Below are 20,214 nucleotides of genomic sequence, written 5' to 3' on the forward strand. Positions count from 1 at the left end.
TGACTAGTGTAACCAAATATTCCGCCACGGCCAGAGTGTCGCCGCTCATTATTTCGACTGTTTGCCATCCAGATGCCAGAATTACCAGAAGTTGAAGTGACCCGCCGCGGCGTTGCGCCGCATCTCGAGGGCCGCACCGTGCACGAAGTGGTGCTGCGCCGCGAGGGCTTGCGCTGGCCGTTTCCGGCGCAGCTGCCGCAGCTGCTGGCCGGCCACCAGGTGCTGCACATCGGCCGGCGCGGCAAGTACCTGCTGGTGCATTTCGACCATGGCACGCTGATCATCCACCTCGGCATGTCGGGCCATCTGCGCATCATGCCGAGCGGCATAGAGCCGGAGAAACATGATCATTTTGATCTCGTTGTCGAAACGCCGGACGGCCTGCAGGTGCTGCGCATGAAAGACCCGCGCCGCTTCGGCGCCGTGCTGTGGCACGACCACGCCGACGGCATGCTGGAGCACCACGTGCTGCTGCGCGAGCTGGGCGTGGAGCCGCTGGAAGCGGGCTTTACCGGCAAATTGCTGTACGATCAAACCCGGCAGCGCAGCGCGCCCGTCAAGCAGGTGCTGCTGGCGGGCGACATCGTTGTCGGCGTAGGCAATATTTATGCTTCGGAAAGCTTGTTCAGGGCCGGCATCAATCCGAAGACGCCGGCCAAGCGCATCAGCCTGGCGCGCTACGAGAAGCTGGCCCAGGCCGTGCGCGAAATCCTGGCCGAGGCCATCGTCCAGGGCGGCAGCACGCTGCGCGATTTTATTAGCGTCAACGGGCAATCCGGGTATTTTCAGCAGACTTATTTCGTCTATGATCGTGCAGGCGTACCCTGCAAGGTGTGTGCGGCGCCGATACGGCAGATCAAGCAGGGACAGCGCTCCACGTTCTACTGCGTGAATTGTCAAAAATAAGGGCAGAGATGATGGTCAGGGATTTCGAACAATACAGCGCGTGGCGGCAAGGCGTGGTGACAGCCTTGAGGAACTACCAATCCTGGGTGGCCGACGCGTCCCTGACCGATGCCGCCACCGACCAGCGCATCGTACGCACGCTGGCGCGGCTGGCCGACGATAAATTGTCGGTGGCCTTCGTCGCCGAATTCTCGCGCGGCAAATCGGAGCTGATCAACGCCATCTTCTTTGCCGACTACGGCCAGCGCATCCTGCCGTCCGCCGCCGGCCGCACCACCATGTGTCCGACCGAGCTGATGTACGACGCCAGCTTCGCGCCCTCGATCCGCCTGCTGCCGATCGAGACGCGGGCCGAGAACCTGTCCACCAGCGACTACCGCGACCAGCCCGCCGCTTGGACCGTGCTGCCGCTGAACCTGGACGCCGGCGCCGACATGCACGAGGTGTTCAAGCAGGTCAGCCTGACGCGCCATGTGCCGGTGGAGGAAGCCAAGCGCTACGGCCTGTATGACGAGGACGATCCCGACATGCCGGTCACGCTGAACGATGCCGGCCTGGTCGAAATCTCGCTGTGGCGCCATGCGATCATCAACTTCCCGCATCCGCTGTTGAAGCAGGGGCTGGTGATCCTGGACACGCCGGGCCTGAACGCCATCGGCACCGAGCCGGAGCTGACGCTGAATTTGATCCCGAACGCGCACGCGGTGCTGTTCATCCTGGCCGCCGACACCGGTGTGACCAAGAGCGACATCGAAGTCTGGCGCAACCACATCGGCGCGGGCGCGGGCCGGCTGGTGGTGCTGAACAAGATCGACAGCATGTGGGACGAGCTGCGCAGCGAGGCCGAGGTCAACATCGAGATCGAGCGCCAGCAGGCCAACGTGGCACACGTATTGGCGCTGGAGCCGCGCCAGGTGTTCCCGGTGTCGGCGCAGAAGGCGCTGGTGGGCAAGATCACGCAAGACCCGGCGCTGCTGGAGCGCAGCCGTTTGCAGACGCTGGAAAGCGCGCTGTTCAACGAGCTGATCCCGGCCAAGAAGGAAATCGTGCGCAAGCAGCTGGGCGAGGAATTGCAGGCGCTGAGCACGGCGCAGCTGGCGATGGTCAACGCCCGCAGCCGCGGCGTGGTCGAGCAGCTGCACGAGCTGAAGAGCTTGCGCGGCAAGAACCAGAGCGTGATCGCGCACATGATGCGCCGCATCGATGTCGAGAAGAAGGAATTCGACGCCAGCCTGTTCAAGCTGCAGGCCACGCGCGCCGTGTTCACGCGGCTGTCGACCGAGCTGTACACCAGCATGGGCATGGACATCGTGCGCGACGACATCGAACTGGTGCGGCAGGAAATGCAGCGCAGCCGCTTCTTCACCGGCGTGCGCGAAGCGGTGCGCAATTACTTCGAACGCATCCGCGCCAACCTCGACGCGGCCGAGCACAAGACGCTGGAGATCAGCGAGATGATGGGCGTGATGTACCGCCGCTTCTCCAACGAACACGGCTTGACGCTGGCCTTGCCGATGCCGTTCTCGCTGGAGCATTACCGCGAGGAGATCGCCAGCATCGAGGCGATCTACTACAAGCAGTTCGGCACGGCGACCTTGCTGACCACCAGCCGCGTGGTGCTGATGGAGAAGTTCTTCGACACCATCGCCTCGCGCGTGCGCGGCTGCTTCCGCGCCGCCAACAACGATGCGGAGGCGTGGCTGAAGGTGATCATGGCGCCGCTGGAGGCGCAGATCCGCCAGCACAAGGACCAGTTGAAACACCGGCTGGCGTCGATCCAGCGCATCCACGATGCGACCGACAGCCTGGAACAGAAAATCGATGCGTTTGAAGGCAGCCAGCAGGAGCTGGAGGCGCAGAAGGCGCGGCTCAATGAATTGGCGGGGCAGATCAGCATCGCCATCAATGCGGAATTCGTGGCGCTGGACGCCGCCGCTTAAGACTTAGGAACAGAATGAAGGTTGTAGCAGCAGAGAACTTTGCAGATCCCAGTTTCTCGGCCGATCTGATCGGCTGGCAAAAAATACATGGACGCCATGTGCTGCCTTGGCAGAACACGCGCGATGCGTATCTGATCTGGCTGTCGGAAATCATGTTGCAGCAGACGCAGGTGTCGGCTGTGCTGGGTTATTACGCGCGCTTCCTGGAGCGCTTCCCTACCCTGCGCGACCTGGCCTCGGCGCCGGTCGAGGATGTGATGGCGCAGTGGAGCGGCCTCGGCTACTACACGCGGGCGCGCAATCTGCACAAGTGCGCGCAGCGCGTGGTGGCCGAGTATGACGGCGTATTCCCTTCCGATCCGGTGTTGCTGGCGGAGTTGCCGGGCATAGGCCGTTCGACGGCGGCGGCGATCTCGGCGTTTTCCAGCGGCACGCGGGCGGCCATCATGGACGGCAACGTCAAGCGCGTGTTCGCTCGCGTGTTCGGCATCGACACGTATCCTGGCGAGCGCAAGACCGAGGAAATGATGTGGCGCCGTGCGGAGGCCTTGCTGCCCGAGCAGGGGATCGAATCATACACGCAGGGCTTGATGGACATGGGCGCGACGCTGTGCACGCGCAGCAGTCCGTCGTGCGAGCGCTGTCCGATGCAGCCGCGCTGCGTGGCGTTCTCCACCAACCGCACCAAGGATCTGCCGGTGCGCAAGCCGAAGAAGGTAAGCCCGGAAAAGCATGCGGTGATGCTGGCGATTATCGACGGCGGCCAGGTGCTGCTGGAGCAGCGTCCGCCAAGCGGCATCTGGGGCGGTTTGTTGTCGCTGCCGGAGCTGGACGGTCATCTGCTGGCAGAGGATGATGAGGTGGAAGCGGTCGATGACGATGCGCTGATGCTGGCGGTAGGCAAGTTCGGCGAGATGGAATCGCACGAGCGATTGTCGACGGTGACGCATGTGTTCACGCACTACAAGCTGCACATCACGCCCTACCGCGTGACCCTGGCGCGCCGGCAGGCGATGGCAGCCGAATCCGGCCACGTCTGGTACGACGCCGCCAAAATCCCAGACGCCCCGCTGCCGGCGCCGATCAAGAAGCTGTTGCTGGAATTGGTTGGCGACAGCAAGGCCGCGCAGCAAAGGATGTTTTAAGGCCAGAGCTTGATGGCGGCGATTATTACGGTACAAATCGACGCCGCGGAGCCAAGGCACCATTTGATCATGCGGGATTCCAACTTAGCCAAGTCTTTTTTGGTAACGTAGTTTTCCTGGATTGCAGCGACTCTGGCTTCGAGGCGAGCAAACTCTTCTTTGGTTACGTAATTTTCTTGAATTGCAGCGACTCTGGCTTCAAGGCGAGCAAACTCTTCTTTGGTTACGTAATTTTCTTGAATTGCGGCGACTCTGGCTTCAAGGCGGGCAAACTCTTCTTTGGTTACGTAATTTTCTTGAATTGCGACGACTCTGGCTTCAAGGCGGGCAAACTCTTCTTTGGTTACGTAATTTTCTTGAATTGCGGCGACTCTGGCTTCAAGGCGAGCAAACTCTTCTTTGGTGACGTAATTTTCTTGAATTGCGGCGACTCTGGCTTCAAGGCGAGCAAACTCTTCTTTGGTGACGTAATTTTCTTGAATTGCGGCGACTCTGGCTTCAAGGCGAGCAAACTCTTCTTTGGTGACGTAGTTTGACTGGATAACCATCACCCGGCCCTCTACCCGGAGGAAGTCTTCCTTAGTGACATAGGGCTGGGCTGCCAAAGTCGCGTTGATGACAGCCGTGTCTTTTTCGACGGCTGCCACACGCTGCCCCAGTTGTGCGATTTGATCGTCCATCCCCCATCATTGTTCAATGACGGGGAATGTTCAAGGTCAGCTGCTTGAGTTGAATCAGAGCTCGTCGAGCGAGAACAGCCGGCGGTGTTCGCGGATGGCGTAGCGGTCGGTCATGCCGGCGATGTAGTCGGCGATCTTGCGCGCCTGCTTGCCGACGTCGCCCGACTTCTCCTGGTAATCCGGCGGCAACAACACCGGCTCGGCCATGAAGGCGTGGTACAGCTCGCGCACGATGCGGCTGGCTTTCACCCGCATGCGGTTGACCTTGTAGTGCCGATACAGATTCTCGCGCAGGAAGCGCTTGAGCTCGGTCGCGTCCTTGCGCATCGGATCGGAAAAACGGATCAGCGGCGGCGAGGCGCGCACCTCGTCCAGGCTCTTGGGCGCGGCGTCGGCCAGCAGCGCGCTGGAGGTGGCGATCAAGTCGTCGGCCAGCGCGGTGATCAGGCGGCGCAAGGTTTCATAAATCGCGCGGCGGCCGGACAGTCCCGGGAAAGTCTGCTGCACATCGCGCCACAGCCGCGCAAAAAACTCCACCTGCTCCAACTGCTCGATGGTGATCAAGCCGGAACGCAGGCCGTCGTCGATGTCGTGGCTGTTGTAGGCGATCTCATCGGCCAGGTTGGTCAGCTGCGCTTCCAGCGACGGCTGCGTGCGGTCGATGAAGCGCTGCGCCACCGGACCCAGCATGCGCGCATTGTTCAGCGAGCAGTGCTTGAGGATGCCTTCGCGGGTTTCGAACATCAGGTTCAGGCCGTTGTAAGCGCCGTAGTGTTCTTCCAGTTCGTCGACCACGCGCAGGCTTTGCAGGTTGTGCTCGAAGCCGCCATGGTCCTGCATGCATTCGTTGAGCACGTCCTGGCCGACATGGCCGAACGGCGTATGCCCCAGGTCGTGCGCCAGCGAAATGGCTTCCACCAGGTCTTCGTTCAGACGCAGATTGCGCGCCAGCGAACGGCCGATCTGCGCCACTTCCAGGCTGTGCGTCAGCCGGGTGCGGAACAGGTCGCCTTCGTGGTTGAGGAACACCTGGGTCTTGTACTCCAGCCGGCGGAAGGCCGAGCTATGGATGATGCGGTCGCGGTCGCGCTGGAACTGGCTGCGCGAGGCGTGCGCCGCTTCGTCGTAGCGGCGCCCCACGCCGCCCGCCGAATGGGCCGCGTACGGTGCGAGGAATTCGTCGGGCAACATGGCAGCCTCCGCTTAAACGCAGGCGGCCAGCGTGGCCAGCAACAGCTCCTGCGGCGCGTTGGTGATGCTCGGTGCGCCCAGCGGTTTCAACAGGATGAACTTGATGGCGCCGCCCTCATTCTTCTTGTCGACTTCCATCAGCTCCAGCCAGCGCTGCGTGCCCAGGTCCGGCGCCTTGACCGGCAAGCCGGCCGCCGTCACCAGCGCGCGCATGCGCGCCACCGTGGCCGCGTCGACCAGGCCCATGCGGTGCGACAACTCGGCCGCCATCACCATGCCGCAGCCGACGGCCTCGCCATGCAACCACTCGCCGTAGCCCAGGCCGTTCTCGATGGCGTGGCCGAAGGTGTGGCCGAAATTCAGGATGGCGCGCAGGCCGCCCTCGCGTTCGTCCTGGCGCACCACGTCGGCCTTGATCTCGCACGAGCGGGCGATGGCATAGGCCAGCGCGCCCTTGTCGCGCGCCATCAGCTTGCCGATGTTGGCTTCGATCCAGTCGAAGAAGGCGGCGTCGATGATGGCGCCGTGCTTGATCACTTCGGCCAGGCCGGCCGACAGTTCGCGCGCCGGCAGGGTTTCCAGCGTCGAGGTATCGGCGATCACCGCGCGCGGCTGGTAGAACGCGCCTATCATATTCTTGCCCAGCGGGTGGTTGATGCCGGTCTTGCCGCCCACCGAGGAATCGACCTGCGACAGCAAGGTGGTCGGCACCTGGATGAAGTCGACGCCGCGCATATAGCTGGCGGCCGCATAGCCGGTCAGGTCGCCGATGACGCCGCCGCCCAGGGCGATCAGCGTGGTCTTGCGGTCGGCCTTGGCGGCCAGCAGCGCGTCGAAGATCAGCATCAGGCTGGACCAGTTCTTGTGCTCCTCGCCGTCCGGCAGCACGATGGACGTGACGTGCTTGCCGGCGTTGCGCAAGCCGGCCTCGACGCGCGCCAGGTACAGCGGCGCGACGGTGGTGTTGGTGACGATGGCGACCTTGTCGCCGTGCACGTGACGCGCCAGCAGCGCGCCGTCTTGCAGCAGCGCCGGGCCGATCGAGATGGGATAGCTGCGCTCGCCCAGCTCGACATTTAACAGGATGGTGGATTCTTCGTTCATCGATGGTTCGGCTTGTGTGACGCAGTTGGGCGAGGCCTCGCAGGCCCGGGTTTCCAGCTGGGTCAGGATGGATTGAACCATCGATTGTACGTTAGGTCGGCCGGTATCGATGACGATATCGGCAATTTCCATGTACAAAGGATCACGGACCGCCATCAATTCTTCGAGTTTCTTGCGCGGATCGGCCGTTTGCAGCAGCGGCCGGTTCTTGTCGTGCGCGGTGCGCTGCAGGATGCTGTTGACGGTCGCGCGCAGATAGATCACGGTACCGCGCGACTGCAGGTAGGCCCGGCTGTCGGCATTGAGGATGGCGCCGCCGCCGGTGGCCAGCACCAGGTCTTGCTGGGAGGTCAGCTCGCGGATCACGTCCGCCTCCCGCCGGCGGAAGCTCTGTTCCCCTTCAATTTCAAAAATCCACGGGATCGAGGCGCCGGTGCGGGCCTCGATCTCGTGATCGGAATCGATAAAGCGCGAGCCCAGCTTGCGGGCCAGGATGCGGCCGATGGTGGTTTTTCCTGCCCCCATCAGGCCGACTAGAAACACATTAGGCATGAACAGTCCGGGTTAATTCGGGTTACTACATAAGGTTGAGACCCCGTAAGGGCTGGTAACGCCCGGAGGCTGAGTCGCCTGGGTCGAATAATCGAGGCCCAAACCCGGCAAGTGTACCAGACCCGTGTAGATGGACTCGGAGCCATTCACCGAGCCGCGCACGGTCAGGTTCACATCCAGCCAGAAAGCGTGGTCGCGCGGATACACCAGCGAGACGATGGCCTGGCCCTTGGAGTCGGTCGTGACGTTGGTGGTGACGGTGACCGGAATGCCTGGCGTCAGCACGCCGTCGCCGTTAGTGTCCTCGCCCGGATCCAGGATGCCGTCGCGGTTGATGTCCTCGTTGGAGCAGCCCACGTGCTGCACCGGTTCCCACGGTCCCAGCGGCAGCGTGTACTTCATGAAGCCCTTGAAGTAGGTGGTCGGCAGCACCGAGGCGGTCAGCTTGACGCCGGAGGCGGCGTTGCCGGCCGCATCGGTGACGAGCACCACGTAGTCCAGCTGGTAGGCCGCGGTGCCGCTCTGCCCCACAGTGCTGCCGGTGCCGGCGCTGATGAACAGCGATTTCTTCGCCACCGTCAGGCTGGCGATGGAACTGGCGCCGGAACCGCCGATGATCTTGGCCTGAATCTTCACGCCGTTCAGCGCCGACGGCGTGGCGCCGGCGATGAAGCTGACCGTGGCGGCGCCGTCGGCGCCGGTGATGACCAGCGCAGGCTGCGTCAACGTGCCGCCGCTCGAATCGGCCAGGATGGAGAAGGCCACGGTGGCGTTCTTGACCACGTTGTTGAGCGGCGTGCCGTCGCGCACCACGGCGCGCAGCGTGGTTTGCTCGCTGGTGCTGCCGGCGTTGTTGACGCCGATGACGGCCGGATCGGCTTGCACCGTGACGATGGCGGTATTGGTCAGCGGCGCGATGAACTCCAGGTCGGTCTGGGTGGTCAGGCTGCCGTTGGCGGCGGCGGTGATGGTGGCCACGCCAGGGCCGGTCGCGTTGACATACGCGTCGGCCGCGCCGCCGACCAGCGTGCGCGTGCCGCTCAGCACCGTGTTGCAGGTCGATTCGCTGTAGACCACGCCGCGCGAACTGCTGATGGCAACGCTGCCGGTCGGCCCGCCCGTGACGGCGATGTGCTGGCAGCCGCCGATGTAGGCCGCGCTTTCCGGATCGCCGTTCACGTCCAGCACCTTGACCGCGAAGGTCGACGAGTTGATGGCGATGCCGGCCGAGTTCGATTCGCCCGCCGCCTTGACCGTGATGACGTCGGAAGAGCCGGTGCTGGCGGCATAGGTCAGCACCAGCTGGCCGGCCGAGTTGGTGACGGCCGCGCCGCCGCCCTTGACGGTCAGCGTATTGAAGCTGGAGCTGAACGTCACCGCCTTCCCGCTCAAGCCGTTGCCGGCCGAGTCGACCAGCTTGACGGTGACGTCGGCGCTGGCGCCGACATTGATGGTCGGCTGGGCGTTGATGGTCAGCTTGTTGCCGGACACGTTGACGATGGTCGTCACCGGCACGGCGCCCGGCACCGAGGCGGTGATCTTGATCGCGCGCGAAGTCGGGTCGCCGCCGGTGCCCAGTTTCTCCGTCACCAGGCCCTGGGCGTTGGAGACGCGGTTGGTCAGCGACAGCGCGCCCGAGTCGGCCTTGAGGTCGACCGTCACGCCCGACATCACGGTGTTGTTGGCGTCGCGCACCAGGGCGACGACGTTGACTTCATTGCCGGCGGTGCCGACCGAGGCCAGCGTGCCGGAATCGGTGGTCAGCGTCAGCGTCGGCACGGCGGTGACGACCGTCACCGAGATCTCGCTGGACTTGGCCGCGCCGTTGTTGGCGCTGGCGGTGATGGTGATGGTGCGCGGGCTGGAATCGCCCTTGACGCTGAGCTTCTCGATCACCTGGCCGGAGCTGTTGGTGATGCGGTTGGTGTTGCTGATGGTGCCGGAACTGGCCGTGAAGTTGACCGTCTCGTTCGGCAGCGCATTGCCGCCGCTATCCTTGACGATGGCCGTCAGCGTCACTTCGGTGCCGTCCAGGCCGGACGAGGCGATGGTGGTCGCGCTGGCCGTCAGCACCACGCTGGCCGCCTTGGACGGCGCCACGCCGCTGCTGTTGGAGCCCGCCGAACCGCCGCCGCCGCCGCAGGCGGCCAACAAACTGGCGCAGGCCAGCACGGCCAGCCATCCGGTGAATTTTTTCATGGTGCTTTTTCCGATCGTGTTCATAGAGGACCTTGCAGAGCGGTGGTACGGGAAGGCTTAGCGCGTCGACAGCCGTTCGGCGACGATCTTCGGCGTGATAAAGACCAGCAATTCTGTCTTGTCGTTGGTGCGGCTGTTGGTGCGGAACAGATAGCCGAGCACCGGCACGTCGCCCAGCAGCGGCACCTTGGAGGTGGTGTTGCGTTCGGTCTGCTGGTAGATCCCGCCCAGCACCACCGTGCCGCCGTTCTCGACCATGACCTGGGTCTTGACGTGCTTGGTGTCGATGGCGAAGCCGGCGCGGGTTTCCTGGCCGACGCTGTCCTTGTTGACGTCGACGTCGATGACGACGTTGCCGTCCGGCGTGATCTGCGGCGTCACTTCCAGCCGCAGGTTGGCCTTGCGGAACATGATCGAGGTGGCGCCGCTGCTGGTGGCCACCTGGTACGGCAGTTCGATACCCTGCTCGATCAGCGCGATGGCCTTGTCGGCCGTGATCACGCGCGGGCTGGAGATGATCTTGCCGGTGCCGTCCGCCTCCAGCGCCGACAGCTCGAGGTTCAGGAAGCGGTTGGCGGCCGACGAGAACAGGCTGATCGCCAGGTTGCCCGCCTGCGCGCCGTTGATGGCGCCGGCCGGCAGGTTGATGAACTGGCTGTTGTTGTAGCTGGTGTCGGTCGGCTTGATCTGGCCCGTCACTTCGCCGACGCCGGTGATGTTGCCGCCGATGGCGACGCGGGTGTTGCTGGTGCCGAGCTGGTAGCCGGAATCGCCGCCGCGCTGGGTGCGCAGGTCGGCAAAGCCCAGCTTGGCGCCGAGGTTGCGGGTGAAGGTGTCGCTGGCCTCGACGATGCGGGCCTCGATCAGCACCTGCTTGGAGGCGATGTCGGTCTTGGCGATCAGCCGGCGGATGTCTTCCAGCTTGGAGGCGATGTCGGTGACGAACAGCTGGTTGGTGCGCGGCTCGATGATGGCGCTGCCGCGCTTGGACAGGATGCGGTTCTTGCCGTCACCGGCGCCCTCCAGCCCGAACACGGTCTTGAAGGCGTCGGCCTTCTGGTAGTTCAGCTGGAAGATCTCGGACTTCAGCGGTTCCAGGTCGGCGATCTGGGCGCGCTGCTCCAGTTCCAGCTTTTCCTTGGTCAGCAGTTCTTCCTTGGGCGCGATCCACAGCACCGAGCCGTTCTTGCGCATGTCCAGGCCCTTGGCTTGCAGCACCACGTCCAGCGCCTGGTCCCACGGCACTTCCTTCAGGCGCAGGGTCAGGTTGCCGCCGACGCTGTCGCTGGTGATGATGTTCAGGCCGGAGATGTCGGCGATCGCCTGCAGCGCCGCGCGCACTTCGACGTTCTGGAAATTGAACGACAGCTTCTCGCCGCGATAGCCCTGGGTGCCCTGGGTCAGCTTGTTCGGATCTTCCTTGATCGGCTTGACGTCGATCACCAGCTGGGTGTCGCTCTGGTAGACGGTCTGTTCCCACAGGCCGCGCGCCTCGATGGTCATGCGCGTGTTGTCGCCCTGCGGCACGGTCGTCACCAGCGCCACCGGGGTGCCGAAGTCGCTGACGTCGAGCCGGCGGCGCAGGCTTTCCGGCACGCCGGTCTTGAGGAAGTCGACCACCACGCCGGTCGGCGTCTGGCGCACATCGACCGCCACCTGGCTGTTGGGCAGGTCGACCACGACCCGGCCTTCGCCGTTGGCGCCGCGGCGGAAGTCCATGTCGCGCAAGAGCTGGCGGCCGGTCGGCGCGGCAACCTTGGCGGCCACCGGCAAGCCCTTGGCGTCGACCGCCTGGGCCAGGCCGCCGGAACCGTCGATGGTCAGGATGACGGCGTTGCCGTCGATGGCGATGGCGTAGTTGAGGCTGCGTTTCAGGTTGAACACCAGGCGCGAGCGCTCGCCGGCCTGCACCACGTTGACGCCGCGCAGGTCGCCCAGGCTCAGTTCCTGCACAGTCTTGCCGGTGGCGTTGGAGGTGGCGCCGAAGTCCAGCGCGATGCGCGGCGGATTGGTGATGGCGAAGCCGATCGGCAATTTGTCGGGAGCGTTCTTCAGCGCGATCTTGACGATCACGTTGGAACCCTGCTGGTTGGCGGTGATCGCTTCGATGGCGTTCGAAGACGGCGCCTCAGGCGCGGCTTGGGCGCGGGCGACGCCGGCCAGTTGCATGGCGAAGGCAAAAGCGAGCACCGGCATCCAGCTGGCGACGGCCAGGGCGCGCCGGGGCGTGATGTGAGCGGTCATTTGGTGATCTCCTTGCTTTCCTGCAGTTCCAACTTCGACATGCGTTCGACCCAGTCGCCGCCCGCATCCTGTACGATTTCCTTGACGCTGACGCTGGTGTCGTTGATGGCGGTGATCAGGCCGAAGTTCTGGCCCACGTGCTGGCCCACCACGACATGGTGCAGATTGCGGTCGACTTGCAGCAGTCCGTAGACCACGCCTTTTTTCTCCATCGTGCCGACCATCTTGACGGTGTCGAGCGGGAAGCTCTCCAGCAATTCCTTGCGCCGCTCCAGGTCCGGCTTGATGCCGTTGTTGCCACGGGCCGAGGCCTTGGCCAGCTCGGCCAGCAGCTTGTTGGGGTTGAAGGGATCGATCGCGTCGGCCTGGGCGTAGGCGAAGGGGATGAAGGTCTTGGGCTCGGCCAGCGGCGGCACCGCCACCTTGGCCTGCGAGTCGACCTGCTTCATCCAGGCGCGCACTTCCTGCACGTCGCTGTCGCCGCAACCGGCCAGCAACAACGCCGCCATGATTCCTGCGATCAGGGTTCTCATGATTTCTTCGCCGCTTTCTTCTTGTCGGCGGCGGCCTTGCGCTGGGCGCTGACCTCCTCCGGATCGAGGTAGCGGAAGGTCTTGACCACCGCCTCCAGCGTCAGCACCCCGTCCTTGCCGGTGGCCAGGGCCATGTTGTTGAGCGTGACGATGCGCGACAGATTGGCCATGTTGCCGGCAAAGGCGCCGATGTCGTGGTAGCTGCCGGTGACGCGGATGTTGATCGGCAGCTCGGCATAGTAATCCTTGACCACCACCGGCGCCGGCGTGAACGATTCGAACTGCAGGCCGCTGCCGGTGCCGGCGCGGTTGATGTCCTTCAGCAGCGCATCCATCTCGGCCTTGCTCGGCAGCTGTTTCTGCAGGCGGTCCACATACTGGTCGACCTGCATCTTCTGCGCGCGCAGCGCTTCCAGGTTGACGGCCTGGGCGGTCTTGAACTTGTACTCGTCGCGCAGCTTGATCTCGGCCTGGGCGCCGGCTTCCTGTTCGTCGAACTGCGAGCTCCAGTAGCCGAAGTAGCCGGCCGCCACCACCGCCGCCATCACCCCGATGCTGCACAGCACGCGCGGCGCCAGCGGCCACTGGCCCGGATGGCGGTCGCCGAGGTTGCGGAACTGGTCGGCCAGCTGCGCGCCCAGTTCGTTGATGTTGATTTTGGCCATGGCGGTGCGCGCTCCTAGCTCTTGGCCGGCGGCAGGCCGGTATTGGGGGCGTCGGCGGCGGGCGCGGCGTTCTTGCCTTTTGCGCCGTTGGCGCCGGCGCTGCCATTGGCGGCGGCGTCGCGATCGCGCGGGCGCTTGATGTTGACCGTCAGGTTGAACTCCACCACCTTTTTGGCGGTCTTGCCCTGGCCCAGGCCGGTGGACTTCACGTCGATCAGTTCCGGCCGCTCCAGCCACGGCGACACGCCGGCCAGGTTGCCCAGCAGTTCGGACACCCGTTCCTGCGACTGCGCATAGCCGCCCATCGCCAGCTTCTGCCCTTCCTGCTTGAAGCCCTTCAGGTAGACGCCGGCCGGGATCTGCTTGACCAGCTCGTCCAGCAGATAGACCGGCTGGTTACGGTCACCCTGCAAATCTTCCACCGCCTGCTGGCGCGCTTTCAGCGCTTCGATTTCCTGCTTCAGCGTGGCGATCTCGGCGATCTTTTTATCGAGGCCGGAGATGGCCGTCTTGATCGCCTGGTTGCGTTCGTTCTGGATGGAGATGGCGCGCGCGTTGTAGCCGCCCACCAGCAGCACCACGCCGATGCCGATGATGCCGCCCAGCGCCAGCAGCGCAAAGAAGGCGGCCTTTTTCTGTTTGCGTTTTTCCTCGCGGTGCGGCAGCAGGTTAATCTTGATCATCAGCCAAACCTCCGCAAGGCCAGGCCGCAGGCCACCAGGTAGGCCGGGGCGTCGCTGCGCAGTTGCGACTCGCGCACCGAGGAACCGAGCTGCATGCCCTTGAACGGCGAGATCACGGCGCTGGAAATCTTGGTGCGGCTGGCCACCAGTTCCAGCAAGCCCGGCAGCAGCGCGCAGCCGCCGGCCAGGAACAGCTGGTCGATCCGGGTGTAGGGCGTGGACGTGTAGAAGAACTGGATGGCCCGCGTCACTTCCAGCGCGGCGCTTTCCAGGAAGGGCGTCAGCAGCTCGGCGCCGTAGTTGTCGGGCAGGTCGCCGGATTTCTTGCGGGTCTCGGCCTCGTCGAAGTTCATGCCGTAGGCGCGCACGATGTCCTGGGTCAGCGCGTTGCCGCCGAAGGGCTGCTCGCGCTCGTAGACAGTAACGCCGTCCAGCATCACGGAGATGTGCGTGACCTGGGCGCCGACCTGGAACAGCGCCACCACCTGGCCGGCGCCGGCTTCGGGCAGCTGGGCGGTCACGCGGTCCAGCGCGGCGCGGGCGGCGTAGGATTCGATGTCCATCACGGTGGCCTTCAGGCCGGACGCTTCGGCGATGGCGACGCGGTCCTCGACCTTCTCGCGGCGCGAGGCGGCCAGCATCACTTCGATGTCTTCCGGCGAATTGGCGGCCGGACCGATGACGTCGAAGTCCAGGCTGACCTCGTCCAGCGCGAACGGGATGTACTGGCTGGCTTCGGATTCGACCTGCACTTCCAGCTGGTCTTCCGACATGCCGGCCGGCAGGATGATTTTCTTGGTGATCACGGAAGCGGGCGGCATGCCCAGCGCGACCAGCTTGGCGCGGGTGCCGCTCTTCTTCCAGACCCGGCGCACGGCTTCCACCACCTGGTCCATATTCTCGATATTGCCGTCGACCACGGAGCCGCGCGGCAGCGGTTCGGCGGCGTAGCGTTCCAGGCGGTACTCGCCCTTGCCGCTCTGCGCCAGCTCGACCAGGCGCACGCTGGAAGTGCTGATGTCTATGCCCACCAGCGGCGGGTTCCCCTGTCCCAGCAGCGCCTTGATGTCGATCATACGAGCTCCCCGGCGCCATCGTTGGCACCCGCGCTACATTGCCGCCGAATCAACATTCGAACTGTGTGCATAGAGGAACTCGTTTGAAAACCAGCGTTTAGCCTACGTATGTCAGCCCCTACATTAAATCGTGCCTATATAAGTGTAAAGGTATTTCTATTGTGCACAATTGCCATGGTGTGAGGCTTACGCCACACTTTTTTTCCGGCCTGTAGCCTCAAAAACAACTGAGTTGCATTGTTGCTTACGGGTAAATATTCCTGTCGTCCGGCAGTGCGCGCCGTGGGTGTTGGCTAGCTTATAATGGCCCGCATACTTAACAGAAAGATCTAACTGCATGGCCTCTTCTTCAAATTCGGCACCTCCACCCTCGAATCCGCCGGGCGCATCGGCCCAAGGCAAACCCGCTACGCGCTTCTTCCTGCTGGCCGGCCTGTCCGTGGTCGGCCTCGGGCTGGTGGCGCTGCTGCTGGTGGTGTTCGGCCTGGCGATGGCCTACCCCAACCTGCCCGAGCTCGACACACTGACCGACTACCGCCCCAAAATGCCGCTGCGTATCTTCTCGGCCGATAACGTGCTGATCGGCGAGTTCGGCGAAGAGCGCCGCAACCTGGTGCGCATCAAGGACATCCCGGACGTGATGAAAAAAGCCGTGCTGGCGATCGAGGACGACCGCTTCTACGAGCACGGCGGCGTCGACTACACCGGCATCCTGCGCGCGGCCGTGCACAACGCCACCGGCGGCGCCAAGCAAGGCGCGTCCACCATCACCCAGCAGGTGGCCCGCAACTTCTTCCTGTCGAGCGAACAGACGCTCAAGCGCAAGGCCTACGAAGTGCTGCTGGCCTGGAAGATCGAGAAAAACCTCAGCAAGGACCAGATCCTCGAGGTGTATATGAACCAGATCTACCTGGGCCAGCGCGCCTATGGTTTCTCGTCGGCCGCACAAATCTATTTCGGCAAGAATCTGAAAGACATTAGCGTGGCCGAGGCCGCCATGCTGGCCGGCCTGCCGAAGGCGCCGTCGGCCTACAACCCGGTGGTCAACCCCAAGCGCGCGCGCACCCGCCAACAGTACATCCTGCAGCGCATGCATGAGTTGGGCTATATCACCGACAAGCAGTTCGAGACCGCCAAGGCCGAGCAGCTCAAGGTCAAGACCGACAGCAGCGAGTTCGGCGTGCACGCCGAGTACGTGGCCGAGATGGCACGCCAGCTGGTCTACGAGCAGTTCAAGGAAGACACCTACACGCGCGGCCTGAACGTCTTCACCACCATCACCAAGGCCGACCAGGACGCCGCCTACCTGGCGCTGCGCAAGGGCGTGATGGACTACGAGAAGCGCCACGCCTATCGCGGCCCGGAAGCCTACATCGATATCCCGCAGAACAAGGAAGAAGCCGACGACGCCATCGAGAACGAACTGGCCGACCATCCGGACAGCGACGACATCGTGGCCGCCATGGTGCTGGCCGCGACGCCGCAGCTGATCACCGCCGTCACCGCCACCGGCGAGGAAATCAAGATCAGCGGCCCGGGGCTGGAGATGGGCCGCTCGTGGCTGTCCGACAAGGCTGCGCTGAACAAGCGCATCCGTCGTGGCGCGGTGATCCGCGTGATGCAGGAAGGTAAGGACTGGCAAGTGACGCAGCTGCCGGAAATCGAATCGGCCTTCGTTGCGGCCGACACCCACGACGGCGCGATCAAGGCCATGGTGGGCGGCTTCGATTACAACCGCAGCAAGTTCAACCACGTCACCCAGGCGTGGCGCCAGCCGGGTTCGTCGTTCAAGCCGTTCATTTATTCGGCATCGCTGGAGCGCGGCCTGTCGCCGGCCACCATCATCAACGATGCGCCGATCTCCTTCGACGCCGGCCAGACCGGCGGCCAGGCCTGGGAGCCGAAGAACTACGACGGCAAGTATGAAGGTCCGATGACCATGCGCCGCGGCCTGACCAAGTCCAAGAACATGATCTCGATCCGCATCCTGCACAAGATCGGCGCCAAGTACGGCCAGGAATACACCACCCGCTTCGGCTTCGACGCCGACAAGAACCCGCCCTACCTGACGCTGGCGCTGGGCGCGGGCAACGTCACGCCGCTGCAGATGGCTGGCGCCTACTCGGTGTTCGCCAACGGCGGCTACAAGGTCAGCCCCTACCTGATCTCCAAGGTGACGGATGCCGACGGCAAGATCCTGTCGCAAGCCAATCCGGACAAGGCCGGCGACGAGAAGAACCGCGTCATCGACGAGCGCAACGCCTTCCTGATGGACAGCATGCTCAAGGACGTGGTGCGCTTCGGCACGGCGACCAAGGCGCTGGTGCTCAAGCGTCCCGACCTGTCGGGCAAGACCGGCACCACCAACGATTCGATCGACGCCTGGTTCGCCGGCTACCAGCCGCATCTGGTGGGCATCGCCTGGATCGGCTACGACCAGCCCAAGAACCTGGGCAACCGCGAAACCGGCGGCGGCCTGGCGCTGCCGATCTGGATCAGCTACATGCAGAAGGCGCTGAAGAATATCCCGATCGAGGAACGCGCGGTGCCGGAAGGCGTGATGCTGGTGGGCGACGAGTACTACTACGCGGAAAACCCGCCGGGCGCCGGCGTGCATAACATCGACGGCGCCACGCGCGGCACGCCGATCGAGGAAAAGGCCAAGGACGCCGTCAAGAACGAGCTGTTCTAGCGGCGCCTCAATCGCCGGTAATCGCCCGGGACAGCAAGTCCCGGGCGAGCAAGTCCGACGCTTGCGGCATCAGATGACTGGCATCGAAAGTCGTGACGCCGCTCCTGGGATCCTCGCCCAGATACGTCAGGCAACCGTCCTGGTTGCAGAAGAAATCCATCACATTGACGAACACCGCATTGCCGCCCTTCGGGAAGCCGGCTTGCAGCGCCGCGTTGTGCGCCATCAGCTCGCGGTCCACGCCGTGGAAGGTGCGGCGCGGTTTGGTCAGCCACAGCTCGGTCGCCATCAGCTTGGGCAGCTCCTCGGTCCAGTGCGGGACGGGGCCGGTGAACACCACCCTTGGCACGCCCAGGCCCCGCAAGCGGTCGGCGATCTGCCGCATGCCGGCAAGCGTATGGCCGAGATTCTGCGCGACCACCACCACGTCCGGATGGGCCTCGGCGATGGTCTGCAGGGCGAACCAGTTGCTGCGCTCGCAATGGTTGACGATGGATTCATCACTCGCATCCGGCCGGGGTGGACAGCCGGAACTGGCCACCTGCAACACCTGCCAGCCGGCCGGCAGGTTGTTGCGGATGCCGAAGGACAGCTGCTCGACATGCGAATCGCCCCACAGCAGCACGGCATGCGGCCGGGAAGGATCGCGCCGGTAGCAGCTCTCGGCGATGGCCCGGCGCGGCACCATGTCGGCGCGGCCGGCGCGGTATTTGGCGATATCGAAGAACTCGCATTCCAGGTGGTATTTATCGGGTATGCCGACGCGCAGAAAGAAGCGCCAGTGGACCGGATCGTTTTCAAAATACTCGGTATAGGCCTGGCGATCCCGCATGCGGAAGGCCAGCCCCTCGCGCCGGAAAATGTCGTAGCCGATGCCGCCCACCGCCACCATCAGCAACAGCAGCGCCATGCTCTTGAGGCGCCGCCGGCCGCCGCTGCGGATCGGCTGCTCCAGCAGCAGGTAGGTGAGCGAGGCCAGCACAATAGCGGCCGCCACCGCGCCGATGCGCAAGGCCGCCGACGGCGTGCTGCGTACGGCCAGGCCGGCAAACACCAGCAGCGGCCAGTGCCACAGGTACAGCGGGAAGCTGATGCGTCCTATCCATCCCAGCACGCGGTTGGACAGCAGCGTCCGGTTAAGCCAGGCCCGGCCGCCGGCCGCGATGATCAGCGTTGCGCCCAGCGTGGGCAGCAGCGCCCACCAGCCGGGAATGGCGCGCGCCTCGGTAATGAACGCCAGCCCGGCCAGGATCAGGCCCGCGCCCAGCGGCGCCAGCCACGCTTGCAAGCCGCGCCGGGCGCCCTCCCCGCACTCCGGCAGCGAGGCCAGCACCGAACCGGCCAGTATCTGCCAGAAGCGCGTCTGCGGCGCATAGAAGGCGCGCACGGGGTCGTCCTGCACGGCGGCCAGGTTCAGCCCGAAGGACGCCAGCGCCAGCGCCATGGACACCGTCAGCGGGCTGATGCCGCGCCGCCACGCCAGCCACAGCAGCGCCGGCCAGACGATGTAGAACTGCTCCTCCACGCCAAGCGACCACAGGTGCAACAGCGGCTTGCCGTGGGCGGCGCTGTCGAAATAGCCGCTCTCGCCCCACAGCACGTAGTTGGCGACGAAGCCGGCGCCGCCGGCCATATGCTTGCCCAGCTGCTGGTACTCGCCGGGCAGCATGATCCACCAGCCGGCCGCGCAGCAGGCAGCCAGCACCAGCAGCAGCGCGGGGAAGATGCGCCGCACGCGGCGGCCGTAGAAATCGGCAAAGCTGAAATGGCCGCGCTCCAGCTGGCGGCCGATGATGCTGCTGATGAGGAAACCGGAGATGACGAAGAAAATATCAACGCCGATGAAGCCGCCCTTGAGCACCTCGGGAAAGGCGTGGAAGACAACGATGCACAGCACGGCGACGGCACGCAAGCCATCGATATCCGGGCGGCACTCCAGATGCTCAGGTCTCAGGTCGCGATTCACTGGCGGGACAGTAAAATAGACAGGATGCCAATTTTACTCCACCGCAATCACCGACCTGCCGAACTCAGCCCAATACCACCTGGCTGCCGCCCTGGGCGCTGACCATCTCGGACAGAGAATGGAACAGCTCGGAACCGTCGCGGGTGTTGAGCCACTTGCCGTCCTTCTGCTTGTAGTGGTAGCCGCCCGAGCGGGACGCCACCCACAGTTCCTGCATCGCCGCCTGGCTGTTGACGATGATCTTGGAACCATTGTCGATAAATTCGATTTCCAGCACATTGCCGCTGCGGCTGCACTCGACGTCGAGCATGTCCTCATCGTTCAAACGGTCCAGCGCGCCCTCGATGGCGGTGAGGGTGGCCTCGGCCTGCGCCAGGAATTCTGATTCGCCCATGCTACACTCCAATATCTATACTTAATCCATGATTTTATCGTGAAGTCCACTTTCCGTTTATTTATCGGCACAACAACCTTGTGCCTGACCACCTTGTTGAGCGGTTGCGGCCAACCCGGCCCGCTGTACCTGCCCAAGGCGCCACCGGCCAAGCCTGTCACGAGCAGCGACGCGCCACGTCCGGGCGCGGCTCCGGCCAGCGCCCCTATTCCGTCCACTCCTCCAGCTTCCCAACAATAAGTTT

Annotated in this window: 16 protein-coding genes; 5 read left to right on the top strand and 11 right to left on the bottom strand. The window is 64.2% G+C overall.

Annotation, left to right across the window (positions count from 1 at the left end; all coding sequences use genetic code 11):
- Window positions 1-72 precede the first annotated feature (72 nt).
- The 3 genes from mutM to mutY are packed head-to-tail and all read left to right on the top strand — an operon-like array spanning window position 73 to window position 3,991.
- Window positions 73-906 (top strand): bifunctional DNA-formamidopyrimidine glycosylase/DNA-(apurinic or apyrimidinic site) lyase, encoded by an 834-nt coding sequence (mutM, locus tag GEV01_RS28795; protein ID WP_152809586.1) that lies wholly within the window; start codon window positions 73-75, stop codon window positions 904-906.
- A gap of 11 nt (window positions 907-917) precedes the next feature.
- Window positions 918-2,846 carry a dynamin family protein gene (locus tag GEV01_RS28800; protein WP_152809656.1) on the top strand — a complete coding sequence of 643 codons (1,929 nt, stop codon included), beginning with the start codon at window positions 918-920 and terminating at the stop codon, window positions 2,844-2,846.
- A 14-nt stretch (window positions 2,847-2,860) separates the two neighbouring features.
- The gene (gene mutY, locus GEV01_RS28805) at window positions 2,861-3,991 is read left to right on the top strand and encodes an A/G-specific adenine glycosylase (protein ID WP_152809588.1); all 1,131 of its coding nucleotides are present in this window, start codon (window positions 2,861-2,863) and stop codon (window positions 3,989-3,991) included.
- On the opposite strand, the gene GEV01_RS28810 is transcribed toward mutY, so the two are convergent.
- The 9 genes from GEV01_RS28810 to GEV01_RS28850 are packed head-to-tail and all read right to left on the bottom strand — an operon-like array spanning window position 3,988 to window position 14,918.
- Window positions 3,988-4,671 (bottom strand): hypothetical protein, encoded by a 684-nt coding sequence (locus tag GEV01_RS28810; protein WP_152809590.1) that lies wholly within the window; start codon window positions 4,669-4,671, stop codon window positions 3,988-3,990. The two genes, mutY and GEV01_RS28810, sit on opposite strands and share 4 nt — an antisense overlap.
- Window positions 4,672-4,725: 54 nt before the next feature.
- Window positions 4,726-5,862, bottom strand: coding sequence for a deoxyguanosinetriphosphate triphosphohydrolase (locus tag GEV01_RS28815; protein WP_152809592.1), 1,137 nt, complete (start codon window positions 5,860-5,862; stop codon window positions 4,726-4,728).
- 12 nt (window positions 5,863-5,874) lie between these two features.
- A complete protein-coding gene (gene aroKB, locus GEV01_RS28820; RefSeq protein ID WP_152809595.1) occupies window positions 5,875-7,518 on the bottom strand; it encodes a bifunctional shikimate kinase/3-dehydroquinate synthase AroKB in 1,644 nt (547 codons plus the stop codon).
- A 12-nt stretch (window positions 7,519-7,530) separates the two neighbouring features.
- Window positions 7,531-9,717: a beta strand repeat-containing protein gene (locus tag GEV01_RS28825; protein WP_175023276.1), complete on the bottom strand. Its 2,187-nt coding sequence runs from the start codon at window positions 9,715-9,717 to the stop codon at window positions 7,531-7,533.
- A 57-nt stretch (window positions 9,718-9,774) separates the two neighbouring features.
- Window positions 9,775-11,961, bottom strand: coding sequence for a type IV pilus secretin PilQ family protein (gene pilQ, locus GEV01_RS28830; protein ID WP_152809597.1), 2,187 nt, complete (start codon window positions 11,959-11,961; stop codon window positions 9,775-9,777).
- Window positions 11,958-12,494 carry a pilus assembly protein PilP gene (locus GEV01_RS28835; protein ID WP_152809599.1) on the bottom strand — a complete coding sequence of 179 codons (537 nt, stop codon included), beginning with the start codon at window positions 12,492-12,494 and terminating at the stop codon, window positions 11,958-11,960. The genes pilQ and GEV01_RS28835 overlap by 4 nt, the downstream gene beginning before the upstream one ends.
- Entirely contained in the window at window positions 12,491-13,159 is a 669-nt protein-coding gene (locus GEV01_RS28840; protein WP_152809601.1) for a type IV pilus inner membrane component PilO, read from the bottom strand. Before GEV01_RS28840 ends, GEV01_RS28835 begins: the two co-directional genes overlap by 4 nt.
- 14 nt (window positions 13,160-13,173) lie before the next feature.
- Complete coding sequence (locus tag GEV01_RS28845; RefSeq protein WP_152809603.1) at window positions 13,174-13,842, bottom strand: PilN domain-containing protein; 669 nt, start codon at window positions 13,840-13,842, stop codon at window positions 13,174-13,176.
- Window positions 13,842-14,918, bottom strand: coding sequence for a pilus assembly protein PilM (locus tag GEV01_RS28850; RefSeq protein WP_152809605.1), 1,077 nt, complete (start codon window positions 14,916-14,918; stop codon window positions 13,842-13,844). Before GEV01_RS28850 ends, GEV01_RS28845 begins: the two co-directional genes overlap by 1 nt.
- A 337-nt stretch (window positions 14,919-15,255) precedes the next feature.
- Between GEV01_RS28850 and GEV01_RS28855 the strand changes: the two genes are divergently transcribed.
- Window positions 15,256-17,610: a penicillin-binding protein 1A gene (locus GEV01_RS28855; RefSeq protein ID WP_152809607.1), complete on the top strand. Its 2,355-nt coding sequence runs from the start codon at window positions 15,256-15,258 to the stop codon at window positions 17,608-17,610.
- Window positions 17,611-17,617: 7 nt separating this feature from the next.
- Here the strand turns inward: GEV01_RS28855 and GEV01_RS28860 are convergent, their stop codons facing one another.
- Complete coding sequence (locus GEV01_RS28860; protein WP_152809609.1) at window positions 17,618-19,576, bottom strand: acyltransferase family protein; 1,959 nt, start codon at window positions 19,574-19,576, stop codon at window positions 17,618-17,620.
- Window positions 19,577-19,640: 64 nt separating this feature from the next.
- The gene (gene cyaY, locus GEV01_RS28865) at window positions 19,641-19,970 is read right to left on the bottom strand and encodes an iron donor protein CyaY (RefSeq protein WP_152809611.1); all 330 of its coding nucleotides are present in this window, start codon (window positions 19,968-19,970) and stop codon (window positions 19,641-19,643) included.
- A 39-nt stretch (window positions 19,971-20,009) separates the two neighbouring features.
- On the opposite strand from cyaY, the gene lptM reads away from it, so the two are divergent.
- A complete protein-coding gene (gene lptM, locus GEV01_RS28870; RefSeq protein ID WP_141758747.1) occupies window positions 20,010-20,210 on the top strand; it encodes an LPS translocon maturation chaperone LptM in 201 nt (66 codons plus the stop codon).
- Window positions 20,211-20,214: the final 4 nt, after the last annotated feature.

It is taken from the genome of Rugamonas rivuli (assembly GCF_009380165.1).
GTDB classification, from domain to species: Bacteria; Pseudomonadota; Gammaproteobacteria; order Burkholderiales; family Burkholderiaceae_D; genus Rugamonas; species Rugamonas rivuli.

Coding starts and splice junctions, on each gene's coding strand:
- mutM (WP_152809586.1), top strand. CDS start 73: ATGCCAGAATTACCAGAAGTTGAAGTGACCCGCCGCGGCGTTGCGCCG.
- GEV01_RS28800 (WP_152809656.1), top strand. CDS start 918: ATGGTCAGGGATTTCGAACAATACAGCGCGTGGCGGCAAGGCGTGGTG.
- mutY (WP_152809588.1), top strand. CDS start 2,861: ATGAAGGTTGTAGCAGCAGAGAACTTTGCAGATCCCAGTTTCTCGGCC.
- GEV01_RS28810 (WP_152809590.1), bottom strand. CDS start 4,671: ATGGACGATCAAATCGCACAACTGGGGCAGCGTGTGGCAGCCGTCGAA.
- GEV01_RS28815 (WP_152809592.1), bottom strand. CDS start 5,862: ATGTTGCCCGACGAATTCCTCGCACCGTACGCGGCCCATTCGGCGGGC.
- aroKB (WP_152809595.1), bottom strand. CDS start 7,518: ATGCCTAATGTGTTTCTAGTCGGCCTGATGGGGGCAGGAAAAACCACC.
- GEV01_RS28825 (WP_175023276.1), bottom strand. CDS start 9,717: ATGAAAAAATTCACCGGATGGCTGGCCGTGCTGGCCTGCGCCAGTTTG.
- pilQ (WP_152809597.1), bottom strand. CDS start 11,961: ATGACCGCTCACATCACGCCCCGGCGCGCCCTGGCCGTCGCCAGCTGG.
- GEV01_RS28835 (WP_152809599.1), bottom strand. CDS start 12,494: ATGAGAACCCTGATCGCAGGAATCATGGCGGCGTTGTTGCTGGCCGGT.
- GEV01_RS28840 (WP_152809601.1), bottom strand. CDS start 13,159: ATGGCCAAAATCAACATCAACGAACTGGGCGCGCAGCTGGCCGACCAG.
- GEV01_RS28845 (WP_152809603.1), bottom strand. CDS start 13,842: ATGATCAAGATTAACCTGCTGCCGCACCGCGAGGAAAAACGCAAACAG.
- GEV01_RS28850 (WP_152809605.1), bottom strand. CDS start 14,918: ATGATCGACATCAAGGCGCTGCTGGGACAGGGGAACCCGCCGCTGGTG.
- GEV01_RS28855 (WP_152809607.1), top strand. CDS start 15,256: ATGGCCTCTTCTTCAAATTCGGCACCTCCACCCTCGAATCCGCCGGGC.
- cyaY (WP_152809611.1), bottom strand. CDS start 19,970: ATGGGCGAATCAGAATTCCTGGCGCAGGCCGAGGCCACCCTCACCGCC.